Genomic DNA, 17,051 nt, shown 5'->3' with positions numbered 1-17,051 from the left:
ACTCCGTCCTCACTCCCATTCAATGGTTCCCGGCGGCTTGCTCGTCACGTCCAACACCACCCGGTTCACCTCATCGACCTCGTTGGTGATGCGGGTGGAGATCCGCTCGAGCACGTCGTACGGCAGGCGCGTCCAGTCGGCGGTCATCGCGTCCTCCGAGCTGACCGGGCGCAGCACGATGGGGTGGCCGTAGGTGCGGCCGTCGCCCTGCACGCCCACGCTGCGCACGTCCGCCAGCAGCACCACCGGGCACTGCCAGATGGAGTCGTCCAGGCCCGCCGCCGTGAGCTCCTCGCGGGCGATGGCGTCCGCCGCCCGCAGCGTCTCCAGCCGGTCACCGGTGACCTCACCGATGATGCGGATGCCCAGGCCCGGACCGGGGAAGGGCTGGCGCGCCACGATCGCCTCCGGCACCCCCAGCTCACGGCCGATCGCCCGGACCTCGTCCTTGAACAGCATCCGCAGCGGCTCCACGAGCCCGAACTGCAGGTCGTCCGGCAGGCCGCCGACGTTGTGGTGGGACTTGATGGTCGCCGTCCCCGCGCCACCACCGGACTCGACCACGTCGGGGTACAGCGTGCCCTGCACGAGCCACTTCACCGGGTGCTCGTCGTCGGTCCCCTCACCGGCCCGGCCGCTGACCACGTCCCGTGCTGCCTGCTCGAACGAGCGGATGAACTCGCGGCCGATGATCTTGCGCTTTGTCTCCGGCTCGGTAACGCCGGCCAGCGCGTCGAGGAACTGGTCGGTCGCGTCGACGGTCACGAGGTCCACCCCGGTGGCCTCGACGAAGTCGTTCTCCACCTGCTCGCGCTCCCCCGAGCGGAGCAGGCCGTGGTCGACGAACACGCAGGTGAGCTGGTCGCCCACCGCGCGCTGCACCAGGGCCGCGGCCACCGAGGAGTCCACCCCGCCGGAGAGGCCGCAGATGACGCGGTCGTCCCCCACCTTCGCGCGGACCTCCTGCACGAGGGTCTCGATGACGTTCTCGTTCGTCCAGGTGCCCGCCAGCCCCGCTCCGTGGCGCAGGAAGTTCTCCAGCACCTGCTGGCCGTGCGCGGAGTGCATCACCTCCGGGTGCCACTGCACCCCGAACAGACGGCGCTGGCGGTCCTCGATCGCCGCGACCGGGGCACCGGGGGTGGAGGCGGTGGTGGCCATGCCGGCCGGCGCCTGGCTCACCGCATCACCGTGGGACATCCACACCGACTGCGCCCCCGGCTGTCCGGCGAAGAGCACCGAGTCCTGCGTGACCTCGGCCGCGGTGTGTCCGTACTCGCGCTGGCCGGTGCGGGCGACGGTGCCCCCCAGGGCCTGGGTCATGGCCTGGAAGCCGTAGCAGATGCCGAACACCGGCACCCCCGCATCGAGCAGCCCCTCGGCCAGACGCGGCGCCCCGTCGGAGTACACCGAGGATGGGCCGCCGGAGAGGATGAGGGCCGCGGGCCGCTTGGAGAGCACCTCCTCGGCCGGCATGTCGTGCGGCACGACCTCCGAGTACACGTTCGCCTCACGCACGCGGCGAGCGATGAGCTGCGCGTACTGGGCGCCGAAGTCGACGACGAGAACCGGGTTTGCCTGGAGGTCACTCACGAACGCAGAGCCTACTGCGCCGCGCGCGTCACTCCGTGTGGGGGCGGCCCCGCCCGGCCTGGAAGGGCCCGTCGATCTGCAGGCGTGCGTCGCGGCTCACCCGGCGCTCCATGATGAACGACCAGAACGGGATGCAGCCCGAGAGCATGATCCACACCATGCGCCCCAGCCCCCACGCCAGACCGAAGCAGAGCACCGCGGACGCCAGCGCGTAGGCCATGAAGATGAAGCCGTGGATGGGCGACCAGATCTCGCTCAGGCGGTCCATCCCGAACCCGTACTTCGCGATCATCACGCCGATGAGCACCAGTAGGGCGAGGGACTCGATGAAGGCCAGCACCTGCCAGACCTTCAGCTTGGTGCGGATGGTGGGGTCGTCGGCACTGTGCGGGCGCATCACGGGCTGGACCACGAAGGACACTCCTGGGGGTGGGGACTCGGCGCCTCAGGCTACCCCCGGTACGCCGGCTCACCCTCGGGGGCGGGGGCCTCGTCGGAGCCCTTCTCGGCCGCGGGTTCCAGCACGGCACGGCGGGACTCGTCGTACAGCATCCGGACGGCCACCCAGACCCCGAACAGGGCGAACAGCCACCACTGCAGGGCGTACCCGGCGTTCTGCCAGTCCCAGCCGGCGGACTCCGGTGCGGGCGGCGGCACGACCTCGAGGGCCCCGGGGGCGAAATCGACCGGCTCCCCGTCCGCGGTGACCTCCTGGGCGAACAGGTAGCCGTTGTGGATCGGGCTGGGCCAGGTGTTGGCCAGCCAGGCCAGGTCCACCGACCCATGCACCCCCTCGGCGGCGTCCCGGGAGGACGAGGGCTCCTCGCCGGCCTCCAGGGCCCCCGCGAGCTCCACCGGACCGGTGAGCTCCTCCGGCAGTGCCGGGGCCTGTGCGGGGGCCTCGCCCGGGAGGAGGCCTCGCAGGACGGCCAGCGAGGCTCCCGCATCGGTCTCGAACCGGGAGACGACCCACGCGCCGGTCTCCCCGTCCAGCTGGCGGTCGGGCACCAGGAACTGCTCCCCGGTGAAGGTGCCCGAGGTGGTGGCCGTCCGGCCCCGCTCGGGCGCCGGGAAGGTCGACCCCAGCGGCAGGAGCTCCTCCAGCTCACCCGGCGGCCGCTGCTGCGCGGCCTCGGCCACCTGCTGCTGGGCGTCGGACGTGGCGTTCTCGAACTGCCACAGCCCAAGCCGCCAGAAGGCGACCAGCAGCACCAGCACGAGCAGTCCGAGCCCCCACCACCGGGGCGTGCTGCGGAAGTGGCGCCAGGCCCGGGCGTGGGGCGAGTCGTAGGAGCTGCGGGTCATCACTGGCCGGAGTCGGCGGTCTCCGCGGTGTCGTCGAAGACCTGGATGGAGCCCACGTAGTTCGCCATCCAGACGGTGTGGGTGGCGTCGTCGTAGGTGATGCCGATGGGGTGGTGCCCGGAGGGGACCTCCTGGATCTCCTCCATCGTCTCGGTGTCGACCTTGCTCATGGTGTTGCTGTAGTAGTTCACGACATACAGCGCCGTGCCGTCCCCGGAGATGTCCATGGACCGCGGCTCGTTGCCGGTGTGCACCTGGCCCAGCACCTCGCCGGTGCTCGCGTCGAGCTTGCTGATGCGGCTGGTCTCGTACTGCTTGTAGGCACCAGAGGCCACCACGTACAGGTACTTGCCGTCCGGGGAGGTGATGACGTGGCGGATGCGGTCACCGGGCGTGGCGAAGACCTCGGCCTTCTGGGCCTCGACGTCCACCTTGTAGACGTTCGGGGTGCCCATCGCGGTGGCGTAGGCGTGGCCGTCGGGGTGGAAGGCGATGCCGCGCGCCCAGCGGCCCAGCGGGATGCGCCCGGTCTCCTCACCGGACTCCACGTCGATCACCGACAGGTCGAAGTCGCACCAGTTGGAGACCAGCATGGTCTTCTCGTCGGGGCTCAGGGCCGCGTACTTGGGCACGGCACCGGCCTCGATGGCGTCGGTGACGGTCCCGGTGGCCACGTCGAGCTCGTAGATGTAGCCGTGGTCGGTGACCTCGCCCTTCTCGCACAGGTCGCCGCCGTGGGGGCTGAAGCCCTTGCCGTACATCTGGTAGTTCGTGACGTAGGCGGTGGCGCCGTCCTGCGTGAACGCCGCCTCCACGGGCGCGCCCTGCACCTCGCCGTGGCCCGGCTTGCCGAAGGCGTCCAGGTCGACCGTGTCGCTCACCGTGTCCACGAGCTCGCGGGACTCCGCGTCGTAGAGGGTCATCGTGTGCTGGTACATCATGTTGTTCGCGATCACGCGCCCGCGGTCGTTGGAGACCACGGACTTGGGGCGGATGTCGCCCTTGATGACGTCCACCTGCTTGAGGAAGGTCTGGTTGGCGGGCTTCTCCGGGGCGCTCGGCTCCAGGTCGCCGACGCCGGGGCCCTCGCCCTCGCCCTCATCGGAGGGTGAGTCACCCGAGGGGGTCTCCTCCGGCTGTGACGACTCCCCACCCGAGGGGCTCTCGGAGTCCCCGGGCTCCCCCGCGGAGGGGGACTCCTCCGTCCCCGAGCCGGTCTCGTCGCCGCCCGACGTGGCGGGCGAGGAGGGCGCACTGCTGGAGCTGGTCGGGTCCTGCTCGCCCGGCTCCTCGCCACCACATGCGGTCAGGCCCAGCGCAGCGGCAGCCACCAGGGCGATGCCGGCAAGGGGGCGACGAGGACGGATGGAGGGTGAGGTGCGCACGTGATCTCCCGCGAGTTCAGGGTGGCGGCGGCTCTTCCCGGTGGCCCCGCCCAGGTTGCACGCCGTGGTCCGGCGTCACGGCCCGAGGATACCCGGACCCCCTGAACGCCCCCGCCCGGGATGGCCACCGGACCCCCGGCTGCCCAGGACCAGCCGAGCGCTGGGAAACACGGTGGCGACGGGGGTGCCGGGCGGCTAGGTTCACCCCCGATGAATTTCGACCAGTTCCGCGCCGGCACACCGGACCTCCGCTCCCCCACCCGCTATCTCCTCTGGCACTTCCGGCAGGTCTGGCTGGTGGTGCTCCTCGCCGTGCTCGCCGGCGTGGTGTGGATGCTCTCCTTCGCCCTGATCCCCGCCGCCATCGGCCGCGGGATCGACCAGGGCCTCGTGGCCAACGACCCGCGAGCCCTGCTCACCTGGTCGCTGACCATCGCCGCCCTAGCCGCCCTGGCCGCCGGGAGCGGTGCACTGCGCCACCGCTACGCCGTGACCAACTTCCTGCGCGCGACCCTCGTGGTGGACCGGCAGACCGCCTGGCACGCCGCCGATGCGGGGGCCGCGCTCCCGCGCCAGCTCAGCAGCGGTGAGGTGGTGACCGTGGCCTCGAGCGACGCCATGAAGGTGGGCGCCGCCTTCGACGTGCTCGGCCGACTGGCCGGCAGCATCGTCACCTACGTCGTGGTGGGCCTGATCCTCCTCAGCTCCTCGGTCACGCTCGGCCTGGTGGTGCTCCTCGGGGTGCCGGTGCTCGTCGCCGGTCTGGCCTTCGTCATCAAGCCCCTCCAGCAACGCCAGACCGAACAGCGGGAGGAGGCCGGGGCCCTGACCGGGCTGGGTGCGGACACCGTGGCCGGCCTGCGGGTGCTGCGCGGGATCGGCGGCGAGGACGAGTTCCTGCGCCGGTACGTCCGGCAGTCGCAGACGGTGCGCACCGCCGGCGCCCGGGTCGCCATCCCACAGGCCGCCCTGGCCGCGTCCAACGTGCTCCTGCCGGGAGTGTTCATGGTGACGGTGACGGCCATCGCCCTGCGCGAGGCCTCCGCCGGACGGCTGCAGCCGGGCGACCTCGTGGCCTTCTTCGGCTACTCGGCCTTCCTGATGACCCCCATCCGCACCGCCTCGGAGGCCGCGAACAAGGTGATCCAGGCGCTGGTCGGCGCGCGCAAGACCCTGCGCGTGCTCCGCATCGAGCCCGACCACGGCACCAGCAGCATCCACACCGGCCGGCTCTCCACCGCGGCCCCCGGTGGCGCCCACAACGGCGCCACCGGCTCCAGCCGCGCCGAGGGCGAGGACCTCCTGCTCGAGGACCCGACCAGCGGCACCCGCGTCCGCCGCGGCGTCCTCACCGCACTGGTCGGGGCGGACCCCGCCGCGACGGCCGCGGTGGTGGACCGGTTCGGCCGCTTCGGGCCGGCCGACGGCCCCGCGGCCGTCCTGGAGGGGGTGCCGGTCACCGAGCACGACCTGCACGAGTTGCGTCGCCGGGTGCTGGTGACCGAGAACGACGCCCAGCTGTTCACCGGGACCGTGCGCTCCGAGCTGGACCCGGCCGGCCTGGCCACCGACGACGAGCTGCTGGGGGTGTTGCGCACCGCGAGCGCCCTGGACGTCCTGGACGCCCTGCCCGCCGGACTCGACTCCGTGGTCGAGGAGCGCGGCCGGTCCTTCTCCGGGGGACAGCGCCAGCGCCTGGTGCTGGCGCGGGCGTTGCTGTCCGACCCGGAGGTGCTGGCCCTGGTGGAACCCACCAGCGCCGTCGACGCCCACACCGAGGCGCGCATCGCCGAGCGCCTGGCCGCCTCCCGCGCGGGACGCACGACCGTGGTCACGACCGTGAGCCCGCTGCTGCTCGACCGGTGCGACGAGGTCGTCCTGCTCGTCGACGGCCGGGCCGTCGCCCACGGCACCCACCACGACCTGATGGGGCGAGCGGACTACCGGTCCGTCGTCACCCGCGGGGAGGACGCATGAGCACCCACACCGCACCGACCACCAATGACCCGGCCGACGACCCCACGGGCGTCCAGCGGATGCTCCCCATCGCCGACATGGCCTCGGTCCGCCGGCACACGGCCAGCACGCTGGCCCGCCACCGGTCCCCGCTGGTGGTCATGGCGCTGCTGCACGGTCTGGCGGCCGCCCTCGGCCTGGTCACACCGTGGATCATCGGCCGGATCGTCGACGGCCTGACGAACGGGTCCCTGCTCGGGGACGCCGGATTCGACCGCGGCCTGGGCCTGGTGGCCGGGATGGCCCTGGCGATCCTGGGCCAGACCGTCGCCTCGTGGTTCGCGAACCGGGCGAGCTTCGTCCTCGGTGAGGAGATCTTCGCCGACCTGCGCGAGGAGTTCATGGCCCGGGTGGTGCGGCTGCCGCTCTCCACCGTCGAGCGCGCCGGCACCGGCGACCTGCTGAGCCGGACCACCGGCGACGTGGAGTCCCTGAGCTACGTGGTGCGCTTCGGCCTGCCCTCGATCCTGGTGGGCACGGTCACGCTGGTGGTGACCGTCATCGCCTCGGTGGTCACGAGCCCGGTCGTGGCCCTGGCGCTGGTCGTGATCCCCGTCATCCTCTTCCTCCCCACCCGCTGGTACCTGCGCCGCGCCCCGCGCGCCTACGCCCGGGAGCGGGCCCAGTGGGCGCGCCTCAACGGCGTGGTCAGCGAGAGCGTGGAGGGGGCGCGCACGGTCGAGGCCCTGCAGCTGCAGGCGCGTCGCCGCGCGGTCTCCGACGAGGTGCTCTCCGACATCCTCGATGCGGAGAAGGGCACCCTTCGCCTGCGGCTGTGGTGGTTCCCGTCCCTGGACCTCGCCTTCAACCTGCCGGCGGCGGTCGCCCTGCTGTGGGGTGGCGTGGCGGTCTCCCAGGGGTGGGCCAGCATCGGTGAGGTGACGGCGGTGGTGCTCTACGTGCAGATGCTGCACGAGCCGCTGAGTCAGCTGCTGGGCTGGTTGGACGAGCTGCAGGTGGCCGCCACCTCGTTGGCCCGTGTGATCGGCATCGCCGACGTGCCGGCGGACCGCTCCCCCGGGACGGCTCGCCCCGTCGGCGAGGAGCTCACGGCCACCGACGTGCGCTACCACTACCGCCCGGACAAGGAGGTCCTCCACGGGGTGAGCCTCGACCTGAAGCCTGGGGAGCGGCTGGCGATCGTCGGCTCCTCCGGCGCCGGCAAGTCGACCCTCGGGCGCCTGCTGGCCGGCATCGACGGGCCCACCCAGGGCTCGGTCACCGTCGGCGGGGTGCCTCTGCTGGGCCTGCCCCTGGATGACCTGCGGGGGGCGGTCGCCCTGGTCACGCAGGAGCACCACGTCTTCGTCGGCACCCTGGAGGAGAACCTGCGCCTTGCCCGGCCCGGCGCCACCGAGGACGAGCTGTGGTCCGCCCTGGATGCGGTGGACGCCGCCTGGGTGCGCGCGCTGCCCGAGGCCCTCGGGACCACCGTGGGCTCGGGCGGACTGCGTCTGACCGACTCCCGCGCGCAGCAGGTGGCGCTGGCCCGGTTGGTGCTGGCGGATCCGCACACGCTGGTGCTGGACGAGGCGACCTCCCTGCTCGACCCGCGCGCCGCCCGGCACCTCGAGCGCTCGATGGGGGCGGTGATGACCGGCCGGACCGTCGTCGCCATCGCCCACCGCCTGCACACTGCCCACGATGCGGACCGGGTCGCCGTCATGGAGGATGGACGCATCACCGAGCTGGGTTCCCACGACCAGCTCGTGGCCGAGGGGGGCGCCTATGCCCGCCTGTGGGAGAGCTGGAGGCAGGAATGACCACGCCGCTGAACCCGGGGGCCCGGGCGCTGGCCGCTGCCTTCGCCGTCTCGGGCACCATCCACCTGGTGCGCCCGGGGGTGTTCGAGCCGATCATCCCCACCCCGCTGCGCGCGTGGGACACCGAGCTGGTGGTCCTCTCCGGCGTGGCCGAGCTGCTCTGCGCCGGGGGGCTGGCGCTGCCGGCCACGCGACGCGCCGCAGCGGTGGGCTCGGTGGCCCTGCTGGTGGCGGTGCTGCCCGCCAACGCGCAGATGGCCCTGGACCGCACGCGGCGGGCCCGCCGACGGCCGACGCCCGCTCGGGTCGCCGTGGCTGCCGCGACCTGGGTGCGCCTGCCGCTGCAGTGGCCGATGGTCCGGGCCGCGGCGCGCGCCGGCGCCTGAGGGCTCAGGCGCCCTGGTAGGGGGCGAGCACGACCTCCACCCGCTGGAACTCCTTGAGGTCGGAGTACCCGGTGGTCGCCATCGCGCGCCGCAGGGCACCGATGAGGTTGGTGGTGCCGTCGGCGGTGTGGCCGGGGCCGACGAGGATCTCCTCCATGGTGCCCACGGTCTCCACCTGCACCCGCTCCCCGCGCGGCAACTTCTCGTGCCAGGCCTCGGCACCCCAGTGGTAGCCCCCACCGGGAGCGTCCTGCGAACGCGCGAGGGCCGCTCCCAGCATCACGGCGTCGGCGCCACAGGCCACGGCCTTGACGATGTCACCGGAGCGCCCCATCGACCCGTCGGCGATGACGTGGACGTAGCGCCCACCCGACTCGTCCATGTAGTCGCGGCGCGCCGCCGCCACGTCGGAGACCGCGGTGGCCATCGGGGCGTGGATGCCCAGGGTGAGGCGCGTGGTGTGCGCCGCTCCCCCACCGAAGCCGACGAGCACGCCCGCGGCACCGGTGCGCATGAGGTGCAGGGCTGCGGTGTACGAGCCGGCGCCGCCGACGATCACCGGGACGTCCAGCTCATAGATGAAACGCTTCAGGTTCAGCGGCTCGGCCTGGCTCGAGACGTGCTCGGCCGAGACCGTGGTGCCGCGGATGACGAAGAGGTCGACCCCCGCATCGACCACCGCGCGCCAGTACTGCTGCGTGTTCTGCGGCGACAGCGCGCCCGCCACGGTCACGCCGGCGTCACGAAGCTGCTGCAGGCGCGCGGCGATGAGCTCGGGACGGATCGGCGCCCGGTAGGCCTCGCGGAGGGTGGCGCGGGCGCGGTCGGGCGAGGCCTCGACGATGCCGCGCAGCAGCGACTCCGGGTCCTCGTGCCGGGTCCACAGCCCCTCGAGGTCGAGCACGGGCAACCCACCCAGGCGGCCGAACTCGATGGCGGTCTGCGGCGACATCACCGAGTCCATGGGGGCGGCCATCACCGGCAGGTCGAAGTGGTACGCGTCGATCTGCCAGGCCGTGGACACCTCCTCGGGGTCGCGGGTGCGACGGTTCGGGAGCACCGCCACGTCCTCGAAGGAGTAGGCGCGTCGCGCCCGCTTGCCACGGCCGATCTCGATCTCGTTCACCCGGCCACCCTACCGGCGGGGCCCACGACCGGTGCGCCGGTCGTGGGCCCCGCCGGAGCGTGACGGGGAGCCCGTGGTCAGCGCGCGGTGTAGTTCGGGGCCTCCATCACCATCTGCACGTCGTGCGGGTGGGACTCGATGAGGCCGGCGGACGTGATGCGCACGAAGGAGCCGTTGCGCTTGACCTCGTCGATGCTGCGCGCGCCCACGTAGAACATCGACTGCCGCAGGCCACCGACCAGCTGGTAGACCACCGCCGCCACCGGGCCGCGGTAGGCGACCTTGCCCTCGATGCCCTCGGGGATCACCTTGTCGTCGTCGGAAACGTCTCCCTGGAAGTAGCGGTCCTTGGAGTAGGACTGCCCCCGGCCGCGCGACTGCATCGCCCCGAGCGAGCCCATGCCCCGGTAGCTCTTGTACTGCTTGCCGTTGATGAAGATCATCTCGCCCGGGGACTCCTCGCAGCCGGCGAGCAGGGAGCCGATCATCACCGCGTCCGCCCCGGCCACCAGGGCCTTGGCGATGTCCCCGGAGTACTGCAGGCCGCCGTCGCCGATGATCGGCACCCCGGCGGGTCCGGCAGCGCGGGCGGCCTCGTGGATGGCGCTGATCTGGGGAACCCCGACCCCGGCCACGACACGGGTGGTGCAGATGGAACCCGGCCCGACGCCCACCTTGATGCCGTCGGCACCGGCATCCACCAAGGCCTGGGCCCCCGCCCGCGTGGCCACGTTGCCGGCGATCACGTCGACGTGCGCAGCGGACGGCTCGGCCTTGATGCGGGCCACCATGTCGCAGACGCCCCGCGAGTGCCCGTGGGCGGTGTCGACCACCAGCAGGTCCACCCCGGCCTCGACCAGGGCCATCGCGCGCTCCCAGCTGTCACCCCAGAAGCCGACCGCGGCACCTACCCGCAGGCGCCCCGCATCGTCCTTGGTGGCCAGCGGGTACTGCTCGGTCTTGGTGAAGTCCTTCACCGTGAACAGGCCCTTGAGCACGCCCTGGTCGTCCACCAGCGGCAGCTTCTCGATCTTGTGCTCGGCCAGCTTCGCCAGGGCCTCGTGCTTGTCCACGCCCACCGGGGCGGTGACCAGGGGCTGACGGGTCATGACCTCCCCGACCGGGCGGGAGTGGTCGGTCTCGAAGCGCAGGTCGCGGTTGGTGATGATGCCGACGAGCTTCCCCGCCTCGTCGACCACCGGCAGGCCGGAGACCCGGAAGCGCCCGCACAGCTCGTCCACCTCGGCGAGGGTGGCGTCCACCGTGGTGGTCACGGGGTCGGAGATCATGCCGTTCTCGGAGCGCTTGACCCGGTCCACCTGGGCGGCCTGGTCGGCGATCGACAGGTTGCGGTGGAGGATGCCGATGCCGCCCTGCCGCGCCATCGCGATGGCCATCCGCGCCTCGGTCACGGTGTCCATCGCCGCCGAGAGCAGCGGGATCGCGACCTCGATCCGTTTGCTGATCCGGGTGGTCGTCTCGACCTCGCTGGGGATCACGTCGCTCTCGCCGGGGAGCAGCAGGACGTCGTCGTAGGTGAGGCCGATCGGGGCGAAAGAGTCCGGGTTCTCCATGGATAAATGCTATCCGCCCGTGAGACGTGACCCATGTCACACGCCATCGTGCATGGATGGGGCCTCCCGTGGGTAGGTGTACACCACGTCGGGCCGCGCAGCGCGCTCCGGCGGACCTTCCCCCGCGAACGATGAGGTGACCATGGACAGCACGGCACGTCAGCCCGGCCCCGTGGCCGACCTGTGGGACTGGCAGTTCGAGGGCCTCTGCCGCACTACCAATCCCGAGGAGTTCTTCCACCCCGAGGGCGAGCGCGGGAGCGCACGCCGGCTCCGCGACGAGCGGGCCAAGCGCGTGTGCGAGCGCTGCCCCGTCATCCTCGAGTGCCGCGAGCACGCGCTGGCCGCGAAGGAGCCCTACGGGGTCTGGGGCGGGCTCTCCGAGGACGAGCGCGAGCAGGAACTCGCCCGCCGGTCGCGCCGCGGCCTGCGCGGCGCCTGAGCACCCCTCAGCCGCGCTCGACGAGGATCTCCCCGACTGGCGTCCCCACCACCTGACCCGGCCGGACCTTCCGGCCGCGCTGGGTGCACACCTCTGCGTCCAGCGTGACGTCCCCGGCCTGGATCACCTCGCGGGCGATGGCGCCGTCGTCCACCACGTTCGCCAGCTTCAGCACCTGCCCCAGGGTGATGAACTCGTCGGCGATCTGCACGGTGATGCGGTCGGCTGCTGCACTCATGGGGCCAGTCTCCCCCATCGCGCACGACGGCGCCGGTCGAGCTCCCCGAGGAGGGGATCTCGACCGGCGTTGGTGTCGCGCTCAGGCTGCGGCGCCCGGGGACGGGCGTCCGTGACCCGTCAGGTCAGTGGCTGTGGCCGTGACCGTCGCCGGACTCGTCCTCGTCCGCGGGCTTGTCGACCACCAAGGTGTCGGTGGTCAGCACCAGGGCCGCGATGGAGGCCGCGTTCCGCAGGGCGGAGCGGGTCACCTTCACCGGGTCGATGATGCCGGCAGCCACCAGGTCGACGTACTCGCCGGTGGCGGCGTCCAGGCCGTGGCCCGCCTTCTGCTCGGCCACCTTGGCGGCGGCCACGTGGCCCTCCAGCCCGGCGTTCTCGGCGATCCAGCGCAGCGGCTGGTTGAGGGCCGACTGCACGGTGCGCACACCCACGGCCTCGTCGCCGGTGGTGGAGGACAGCAGCTCCTCCAGGGCGGCGGCGGCCTGGGTCAGGGCGGTGCCGCCGCCGGCGACGATGCCCTCCTCGATGGCGGCACGCGTCGCGGACACGGCGTCCTCGATGCGGTGCTGCTTCTCGGTGAGCTCGGTCTCGGTGTGGGCGCCGACCTTGATGACGCACACGCCACCGGCCAGCTTCGCCAGGCGTTCCTGCAGCTTCTCGCGGTCCCACTCGGAGTCGGTGTTCTCGATCTCCTTGCGGATCTGCGCCACGCGCTCGTCCACGGCGGACTTCTCGCCACCGCCGTCGATGATGGTGGTGGAGTCCTTCGTGATCTGCACGCGGCGGGCGGAGCCCAGGTCCTCCAGGGTGGCGGAGCTCAGCTTCAGGCCGACCTCCTCGGAGATGACCTCGCCACCGGTGAGGATGGCCATGTCCTGCAGCATCGCCTTGCGGCGGTCACCGAAGCCCGGGGCCTTGACGGCCGCGACCTTCAGGCTGCCGCGGACCGTGTTGACCACCAGCGTGGACAGGGCCTCGCCCTCGACGTCCTCGGCGATGATCACCAGCGGCTTGGAGGTCTCGACGACCTTCTCGAGCACCGGCATCAGATCGGCGATGTTGGAGATCTTGCCACCGTGGATGAGCACCAGGGCGTCCTCGTGGACGGCCTCCATGCGCTCGGAGTCGGTGACGAAGTAGGGCGAGAGGAAGCCCTTGTCGAACTGCATGCCCTCGGTGTAGTCGAGGGTCAGCTCGGTGGTGGAGGACTCCTCCACGGTGATCACGCCGTCCTTGCCGACCTTGTCGAAGGCGTCGGAGAGCAGCTCGCCGACCTCGGGGTTCTGGGCGGAGAGAGCGGCGACCTTGGCGATCTCCTCCTTGCCCTGCACGGGGCGGGCGGCCGAGACGAGGTGGGCGTCCACGGCCTCGACGGCGCGCTCCATGCCGCGCTTCACCCCAGCGGGGCTGGCGCCGGCCGCGACGTTGCGCAGGCCCTCGCGGACCATCGCCTGGGCGAGCACGGTGGCGGTGGTGGTGCCGTCACCGGCGACGTCGTTGGTCTTGGAGGCGACCTCCTTGACCAGCTGGGCGCCGAGGTTCTCGTAGGGGTCGTCCAGCTCGATCTCACGGGCGATGGTGACGCCGTCGTTCGTGATGACCGGCTGGCCGTAGGCGCGCTGGACCACGACGTTGCGGCCCTTGGGGCCGAGGGTCACCTTGACGGTGTCGGCGAGCTGGTTGACGCCGCGCTCCAGTGCCTTGCGGGCGTTGTCGTTGAATTCGAGCATCTTGGCCATGGGTGGCTCCTCCTGGGATCAGGGAGGTCGACCGAGGTCGGGGACCTGCGGGACCTGCGGGGGCGTCCGGAGCCTGCGACGGCAGGGCCGGACAACGGCGCGAGCCACGCCCCGCCCGGGGGGCTGTGAGGGCGTGGCTCGCGGGACGGCGCCGGGTTGCCGGCGCCTCAGGTGCTCAGCGCTCGATGACGGCCAGGACGTCGCGGGCGCCCAGGATGAGCACCTCCTGGTCGTCGTACTTGATCTCGGTGCCGCCGTACTTGGAGTAGATGACGCGGTCGCCGACGGAGATGTCCATCGGCACGCGCTCGTCGCCGTCCTCGTTGAAACGACCCGGGCCGACGGCGATGACCTCGCCCTCCTGCGGCTTCTCCTGAGCAGTGTCGGGGATGACCAGGCCGGAGGCAGTGGTCTGCTGGGCCTCGACGGCCTTGACGACGATGCGGTCCTCGAGCGGCTTGATGGTGGCCATGGACCTTCCTCTCTGTGGGAACTGCCCGGGAGGTGCCCCGGGCACACGGTGCTTTCCTGTCGGCGTCAGCGGGAGTCGGCCGGGCGGGTCCGTCGCGGTGGCCCCGTGGCTGGCACCCGACGACGCTGAGTGCCAACCCCAAATCTAGGTCGGCGTCTGGCACTCGGTCAACTCGAGTGCCAGTTCCTCAGAGAAGGGGTTGCAGCGGCCGCAGCAGCCGCTCGATGCCGCGCACCCACCACCCGCGCTGCTGCCACTCCTCGAGGGTCAGCCGGCGGCAGTTCGTGAGGTCCTTGCGGAAGATCTCCTGCATGTGCGCGGCCTGCCCGCCGTCGACGATCTCCAGGTTCACCTCGTAGTTCCCGGTGAGCGAGAGGCGGTCGATGTTCGTGGTCCCCACCGTGGCCCACCGTCCGTCGACGACCGCCGTCTTCGCGTGGACCATGGCGTTCTGGTAGAGCCAGAGCTCCACCCCGCCCTCCAGCAGCTGCTTGAAGTAGTAGCGGGCCACCCAGTCGGCCACCACGTGGTTCGAGCGCTCGGGAAGGATCACCTTCACGTCCACCCCCCGGCGCCGGGCCTTGAGCAGCTCCTCCAGGATCTCGCTGTCGGGGATGAAGTAGCCCTGCGTGATCCAGACGGTCTCGGAGGCACGGTCGATGGCCTCCAGGTACATGCCCCGCACCGGGAAGAGCAACCGGGAGGGTGCGTTGCGGTGTGCCCGCACCTGGTGCCCCCACTCCCGCACCCGGTCGTCCGACAACCAGGGCTGCCCCTCCCGGCGGTGGTGGTTCCAGAAGTCCACGAAGGTGTTCTCGAGCTCGTGCGCCGCCGGTCCGGTCACCCGCACGTGGGTGTCGCGCCACTGGGTGGCGTACTCCTCGCCGATGTTGTAGCCGCCCACGAAGCCGACCTCCCCGTCGACCACCAGGATCTTGCGGTGGTCCCGCCCCCAGTGGCGGGGCCCGAGGACGACCTGCGGCCGGAAGACCGGGTACTCGAGCTTGTGGATGGGGTCAGGCCACCGCTTGAACTCCCGCGAGACGACCAGGTTGGCGAACCCGTCGAAGACCACGTGGACCGCCACCCCGCGCTCCGCCGCCTCGACCAGGGCCTGCTTGAAGGCCATGCCGACCGCGTCGTCCTTGAGGATGTAGCTCTCGAAGAGGATCTCGTGGCGCGCCTGCCCGATGGCCTCCAGCATCGCCCGGTAGACGTCCTCGCCGAACGTGTAGGTGGTGATGGTGGTGTGCTCCAGCGGGCGGTCGGCGGGGTCGACCGTGGGGAAGGAGTTCACCGCGGGGTGCCGGCGCTTGCGGCGGCGGTTGCTCGCCACGAGGCCGGTGACGACGGCGGCCTGCGCCGCGGCCTGCAGCCCGAGACCGTAGACGACCATTCGGCCCAGGGTGCGGTGCGGCACGTGACCTCCTCGGTCTGCTGCGGTCGGGGCTGCGGCGGCGCGTCGGGTCGACAGGTAGTCGGCGGGGCCCCAGTTTACGGAGCGGACACGCTGGCCACCGTCCGGCCCCGGTGGGAGACTGGCCGGCCCCGCCCCCGCGCGACAAGGAGTCGTCCGTGAGCCCCACCGCCGACGGCACCCCATCGGTCGCCGCCACCCCACCTACCGGGCCCACCGAGGCCGAGCTCCTGGCCGCCGTCGCGCCGGGCGCCGACCCCGAGCTCGACGCGCAGGTGGCACAGGTGCGCGCCCGCGGGCTGGACGCCCTCGCCGCGGCCGCCGCCCTGCGTCGGTCCGGTACCGACCCGGCTCGGGCCGCAGCCGCCCTCACGCAGGCCGAGCTCCGGGCCACGGCGTCGGCCAAGTTCGGGGCTCGCGCCGAGCAGATGCTGTTCACCCGGGCGGGCCTGGAGCAGGCCACGCGGTGGCAGGTGGCCGCGTTGCACGCCCGCACCTTCGAGGCGGCCGGCATCGAACACGTGACCGATGTGGGGTGCGGGCTGGGCGCCGACAGCCACGCCATCGCCCTCCGGGTGGACGGCGTCACCGCCGTGGAGGCCGATGCGGTCACTGCCGCCGCCGCTCGACACAACCTCGCCGAGGCCGGGGCCCGGGTGCTGCACGCCGAGGCCGGGCCGGACCTCACCCCACCCGACGGGGTCGCGCGGGACCGGTGGGGGCTGTGGTTCGACCCGGCGCGCCGCACCGGGGTGGCCGACGCCCACGGCCGCGCCCGTCGGGTGAGCGGTCCCGGCGCCCTGCAGCCGAACTTCAACCTGGTGCAGCAGCTGGCGGCCGACGCTGCCCTGACGGGGTGCAAGGTCGGTCCCGGCTGGCGCCACCGGGACGTGCCCCCGGGGGCACATGCGCAGTGGGTCAGCCACGACGGCGACCTGGTGGAGGCCGTGCTCTGGATGGGGCCGGCCCTCGCCACCACCGACCCCGGCACCGCCCCCGCCTCCGGTGCCGGCGCAGACGCAGGTGCAGACGCAGGCCCTGACCGTCCACGCACCGGGCAGGACCCGGCGACCGCCGCCTGCCATCCCCGCCCCGGTACCCGGAGCGCCACCCGGCTAGCGGCCGACGGCACCGTCCTGGCGCACGCGGACTCCGCGCAGCTGGACACCGACCCCGCCGGTGGCCCCGCGCACCGCATCCTCACCGGTGAGGACGAGCTGGCGACCCACCTCTGGGAGCCTGACCCGGCCCTGGCCCAGGCCGGCCTGGTCGGGCTGCTGGCCCGGGACGCCCCGGGGGCGGCCGAGCTGGGGCCCGGGGTGGGCTGGCTGACGGCCGACGGCCCGGGTGACCCGGCGTGGGTCCGCACCCACCGCGTGGTCGAGCTGCTGAGCCCCCGCCCCAAGGCGCTCAACGCCTGGGCCCGGCGGCGGGACGTCGGGGAGCTGGTGCTGCGCAAGCACGGCTCGTCGCTGGACCCGGCCCGGTTGAGGCGCCAGCTGCGCACCGGCGGCTCGCAGCGTGCTGTGCTCTTGCTCACACGGGTGGGCGAGCGGCAGGTGGCCGTCGAGCTGGCCCCCTAGACTGCGCCGG

Annotated in this window: 15 protein-coding genes; 5 read left to right on the top strand and 10 right to left on the bottom strand. The window is 72.4% G+C overall.

What is annotated here, in order from left to right; all coding sequences use genetic code 11:
• Window positions 1-9: 9 nt before the first annotated feature.
• Genes guaA through KSED_RS03695 form a run of 4 tightly spaced genes read right to left on the bottom strand, consistent with a single transcriptional unit; the run spans window position 10 to window position 4,283 of the window.
• On the bottom strand, window positions 10-1,593 hold the full coding sequence (gene guaA / locus KSED_RS03710) for a glutamine-hydrolyzing GMP synthase (protein ID WP_012802239.1): 1,584 nt from the start codon (window positions 1,591-1,593) through the stop codon (window positions 10-12).
• 28 nt (window positions 1,594-1,621) lie between these two features.
• Window positions 1,622-2,005: a DUF3817 domain-containing protein gene (locus KSED_RS03705; RefSeq protein WP_012802238.1), complete on the bottom strand. Its 384-nt coding sequence runs from the start codon at window positions 2,003-2,005 to the stop codon at window positions 1,622-1,624.
• Between the two features lie 38 nt (window positions 2,006-2,043).
• Window positions 2,044-2,898, bottom strand: coding sequence for an SURF1 family protein (locus KSED_RS03700; protein WP_012802237.1), 855 nt, complete (start codon window positions 2,896-2,898; stop codon window positions 2,044-2,046).
• On the bottom strand, window positions 2,898-4,283 hold the full coding sequence (locus KSED_RS03695) for a cytochrome D1 domain-containing protein (RefSeq protein ID WP_012802236.1): 1,386 nt from the start codon (window positions 4,281-4,283) through the stop codon (window positions 2,898-2,900). The genes KSED_RS03700 and KSED_RS03695 overlap by 1 nt, the downstream gene beginning before the upstream one ends.
• Window positions 4,284-4,493: 210 nt before the next feature.
• Here KSED_RS03695 and KSED_RS03690 point away from each other — a divergent pair, with 210 nt between their 5' ends.
• Genes KSED_RS03690 through KSED_RS03680 form a run of 3 tightly spaced genes read left to right on the top strand, consistent with a single transcriptional unit; the run spans window position 4,494 to window position 8,448 of the window.
• Entirely contained in the window at window positions 4,494-6,260 is a 1,767-nt protein-coding gene (locus KSED_RS03690; RefSeq protein WP_012802235.1) for an ABC transporter transmembrane domain-containing protein, read from the top strand.
• Complete coding sequence (locus tag KSED_RS03685) at window positions 6,257-8,062, top strand: ABC transporter ATP-binding protein (RefSeq protein WP_012802234.1); 1,806 nt, start codon at window positions 6,257-6,259, stop codon at window positions 8,060-8,062. Before KSED_RS03690 ends, KSED_RS03685 begins: the two co-directional genes overlap by 4 nt.
• On the top strand, window positions 8,059-8,448 hold the full coding sequence (locus tag KSED_RS03680; protein WP_012802233.1) for a DoxX family protein: 390 nt from the start codon (window positions 8,059-8,061) through the stop codon (window positions 8,446-8,448). Before KSED_RS03685 ends, KSED_RS03680 begins: the two co-directional genes overlap by 4 nt.
• A 4-nt stretch (window positions 8,449-8,452) precedes the next feature.
• On the opposite strand, the gene KSED_RS03675 is transcribed toward KSED_RS03680, so the two are convergent.
• Window positions 8,453-9,574, bottom strand: a complete 1,122-nt coding sequence (locus KSED_RS03675; RefSeq protein WP_012802232.1) for a GuaB3 family IMP dehydrogenase-related protein — start codon at window positions 9,572-9,574, stop codon at window positions 8,453-8,455.
• Between the two features lie 77 nt (window positions 9,575-9,651).
• On the bottom strand, window positions 9,652-11,148 hold the full coding sequence (gene guaB / locus KSED_RS03670) for an IMP dehydrogenase (protein WP_012802231.1): 1,497 nt from the start codon (window positions 11,146-11,148) through the stop codon (window positions 9,652-9,654).
• 142 nt (window positions 11,149-11,290) lie between these two features.
• Between guaB and KSED_RS03665 the strand changes: the two genes are divergently transcribed.
• Window positions 11,291-11,590: a WhiB family transcriptional regulator gene (locus KSED_RS03665; protein ID WP_012802230.1), complete on the top strand. Its 300-nt coding sequence runs from the start codon at window positions 11,291-11,293 to the stop codon at window positions 11,588-11,590.
• A 7-nt stretch (window positions 11,591-11,597) separates the two neighbouring features.
• Here the strand turns inward: KSED_RS03665 and KSED_RS03660 are convergent, their stop codons facing one another.
• The 4 genes from KSED_RS03660 to KSED_RS03645 form a co-directional block, all read right to left on the bottom strand.
• On the bottom strand, window positions 11,598-11,828 hold the full coding sequence (locus KSED_RS03660) for an RNA-binding S4 domain-containing protein (RefSeq protein WP_012802229.1): 231 nt from the start codon (window positions 11,826-11,828) through the stop codon (window positions 11,598-11,600).
• Window positions 11,829-11,952: 124 nt separating this feature from the next.
• Window positions 11,953-13,569: a chaperonin GroEL gene (gene groL, locus KSED_RS03655; RefSeq protein ID WP_012802228.1), complete on the bottom strand. Its 1,617-nt coding sequence runs from the start codon at window positions 13,567-13,569 to the stop codon at window positions 11,953-11,955.
• 175 nt (window positions 13,570-13,744) lie between these two features.
• Window positions 13,745-14,041 (bottom strand): co-chaperone GroES, encoded by a 297-nt coding sequence (groES, locus tag KSED_RS03650; protein WP_012802227.1) that lies wholly within the window; start codon window positions 14,039-14,041, stop codon window positions 13,745-13,747.
• A gap of 187 nt (window positions 14,042-14,228) precedes the next feature.
• Window positions 14,229-15,461: a phospholipase D-like domain-containing protein gene (locus tag KSED_RS03645; RefSeq protein ID WP_012802226.1), complete on the bottom strand. Its 1,233-nt coding sequence runs from the start codon at window positions 15,459-15,461 to the stop codon at window positions 14,229-14,231.
• Window positions 15,462-15,616: 155 nt separating this feature from the next.
• Here KSED_RS03645 and KSED_RS03640 point away from each other — a divergent pair, with 155 nt between their 5' ends.
• Window positions 15,617-17,041, top strand: coding sequence for a THUMP-like domain-containing protein (locus tag KSED_RS03640; RefSeq protein WP_012802225.1), 1,425 nt, complete (start codon window positions 15,617-15,619; stop codon window positions 17,039-17,041).
• Window positions 17,042-17,051: the final 10 nt, after the last annotated feature.

Origin of the sequence: Kytococcus sedentarius DSM 20547 (assembly GCF_000023925.1) — a bacterium.
GTDB lineage: Bacteria > Actinomycetota > Actinomycetes > Actinomycetales > Dermatophilaceae > Kytococcus > Kytococcus sedentarius.
The sequence above is the reverse complement of the archived record's forward strand: the minus strand, read 5'-3'. Positions and strand labels throughout refer to the sequence as shown.

Coding starts and splice junctions, on each gene's coding strand:
- KSED_RS03685 (WP_012802234.1), top strand. CDS start 6,257: ATGAGCACCCACACCGCACCGACCACCAATGACCCGGCCGACGACCCC.
- groES (WP_012802227.1), bottom strand. CDS start 14,041: ATGGCCACCATCAAGCCGCTCGAGGACCGCATCGTCGTCAAGGCCGTC.
- KSED_RS03665 (WP_012802230.1), top strand. CDS start 11,291: ATGGACAGCACGGCACGTCAGCCCGGCCCCGTGGCCGACCTGTGGGAC.
- KSED_RS03700 (WP_012802237.1), bottom strand. CDS start 2,898: ATGACCCGCAGCTCCTACGACTCGCCCCACGCCCGGGCCTGGCGCCAC.
- KSED_RS03680 (WP_012802233.1), top strand. CDS start 8,059: ATGACCACGCCGCTGAACCCGGGGGCCCGGGCGCTGGCCGCTGCCTTC.
- groL (WP_012802228.1), bottom strand. CDS start 13,569: ATGGCCAAGATGCTCGAATTCAACGACAACGCCCGCAAGGCACTGGAG.
- KSED_RS03690 (WP_012802235.1), top strand. CDS start 4,494: ATGAATTTCGACCAGTTCCGCGCCGGCACACCGGACCTCCGCTCCCCC.
- guaB (WP_012802231.1), bottom strand. CDS start 11,148: ATGGAGAACCCGGACTCTTTCGCCCCGATCGGCCTCACCTACGACGAC.
- KSED_RS03660 (WP_012802229.1), bottom strand. CDS start 11,828: ATGAGTGCAGCAGCCGACCGCATCACCGTGCAGATCGCCGACGAGTTC.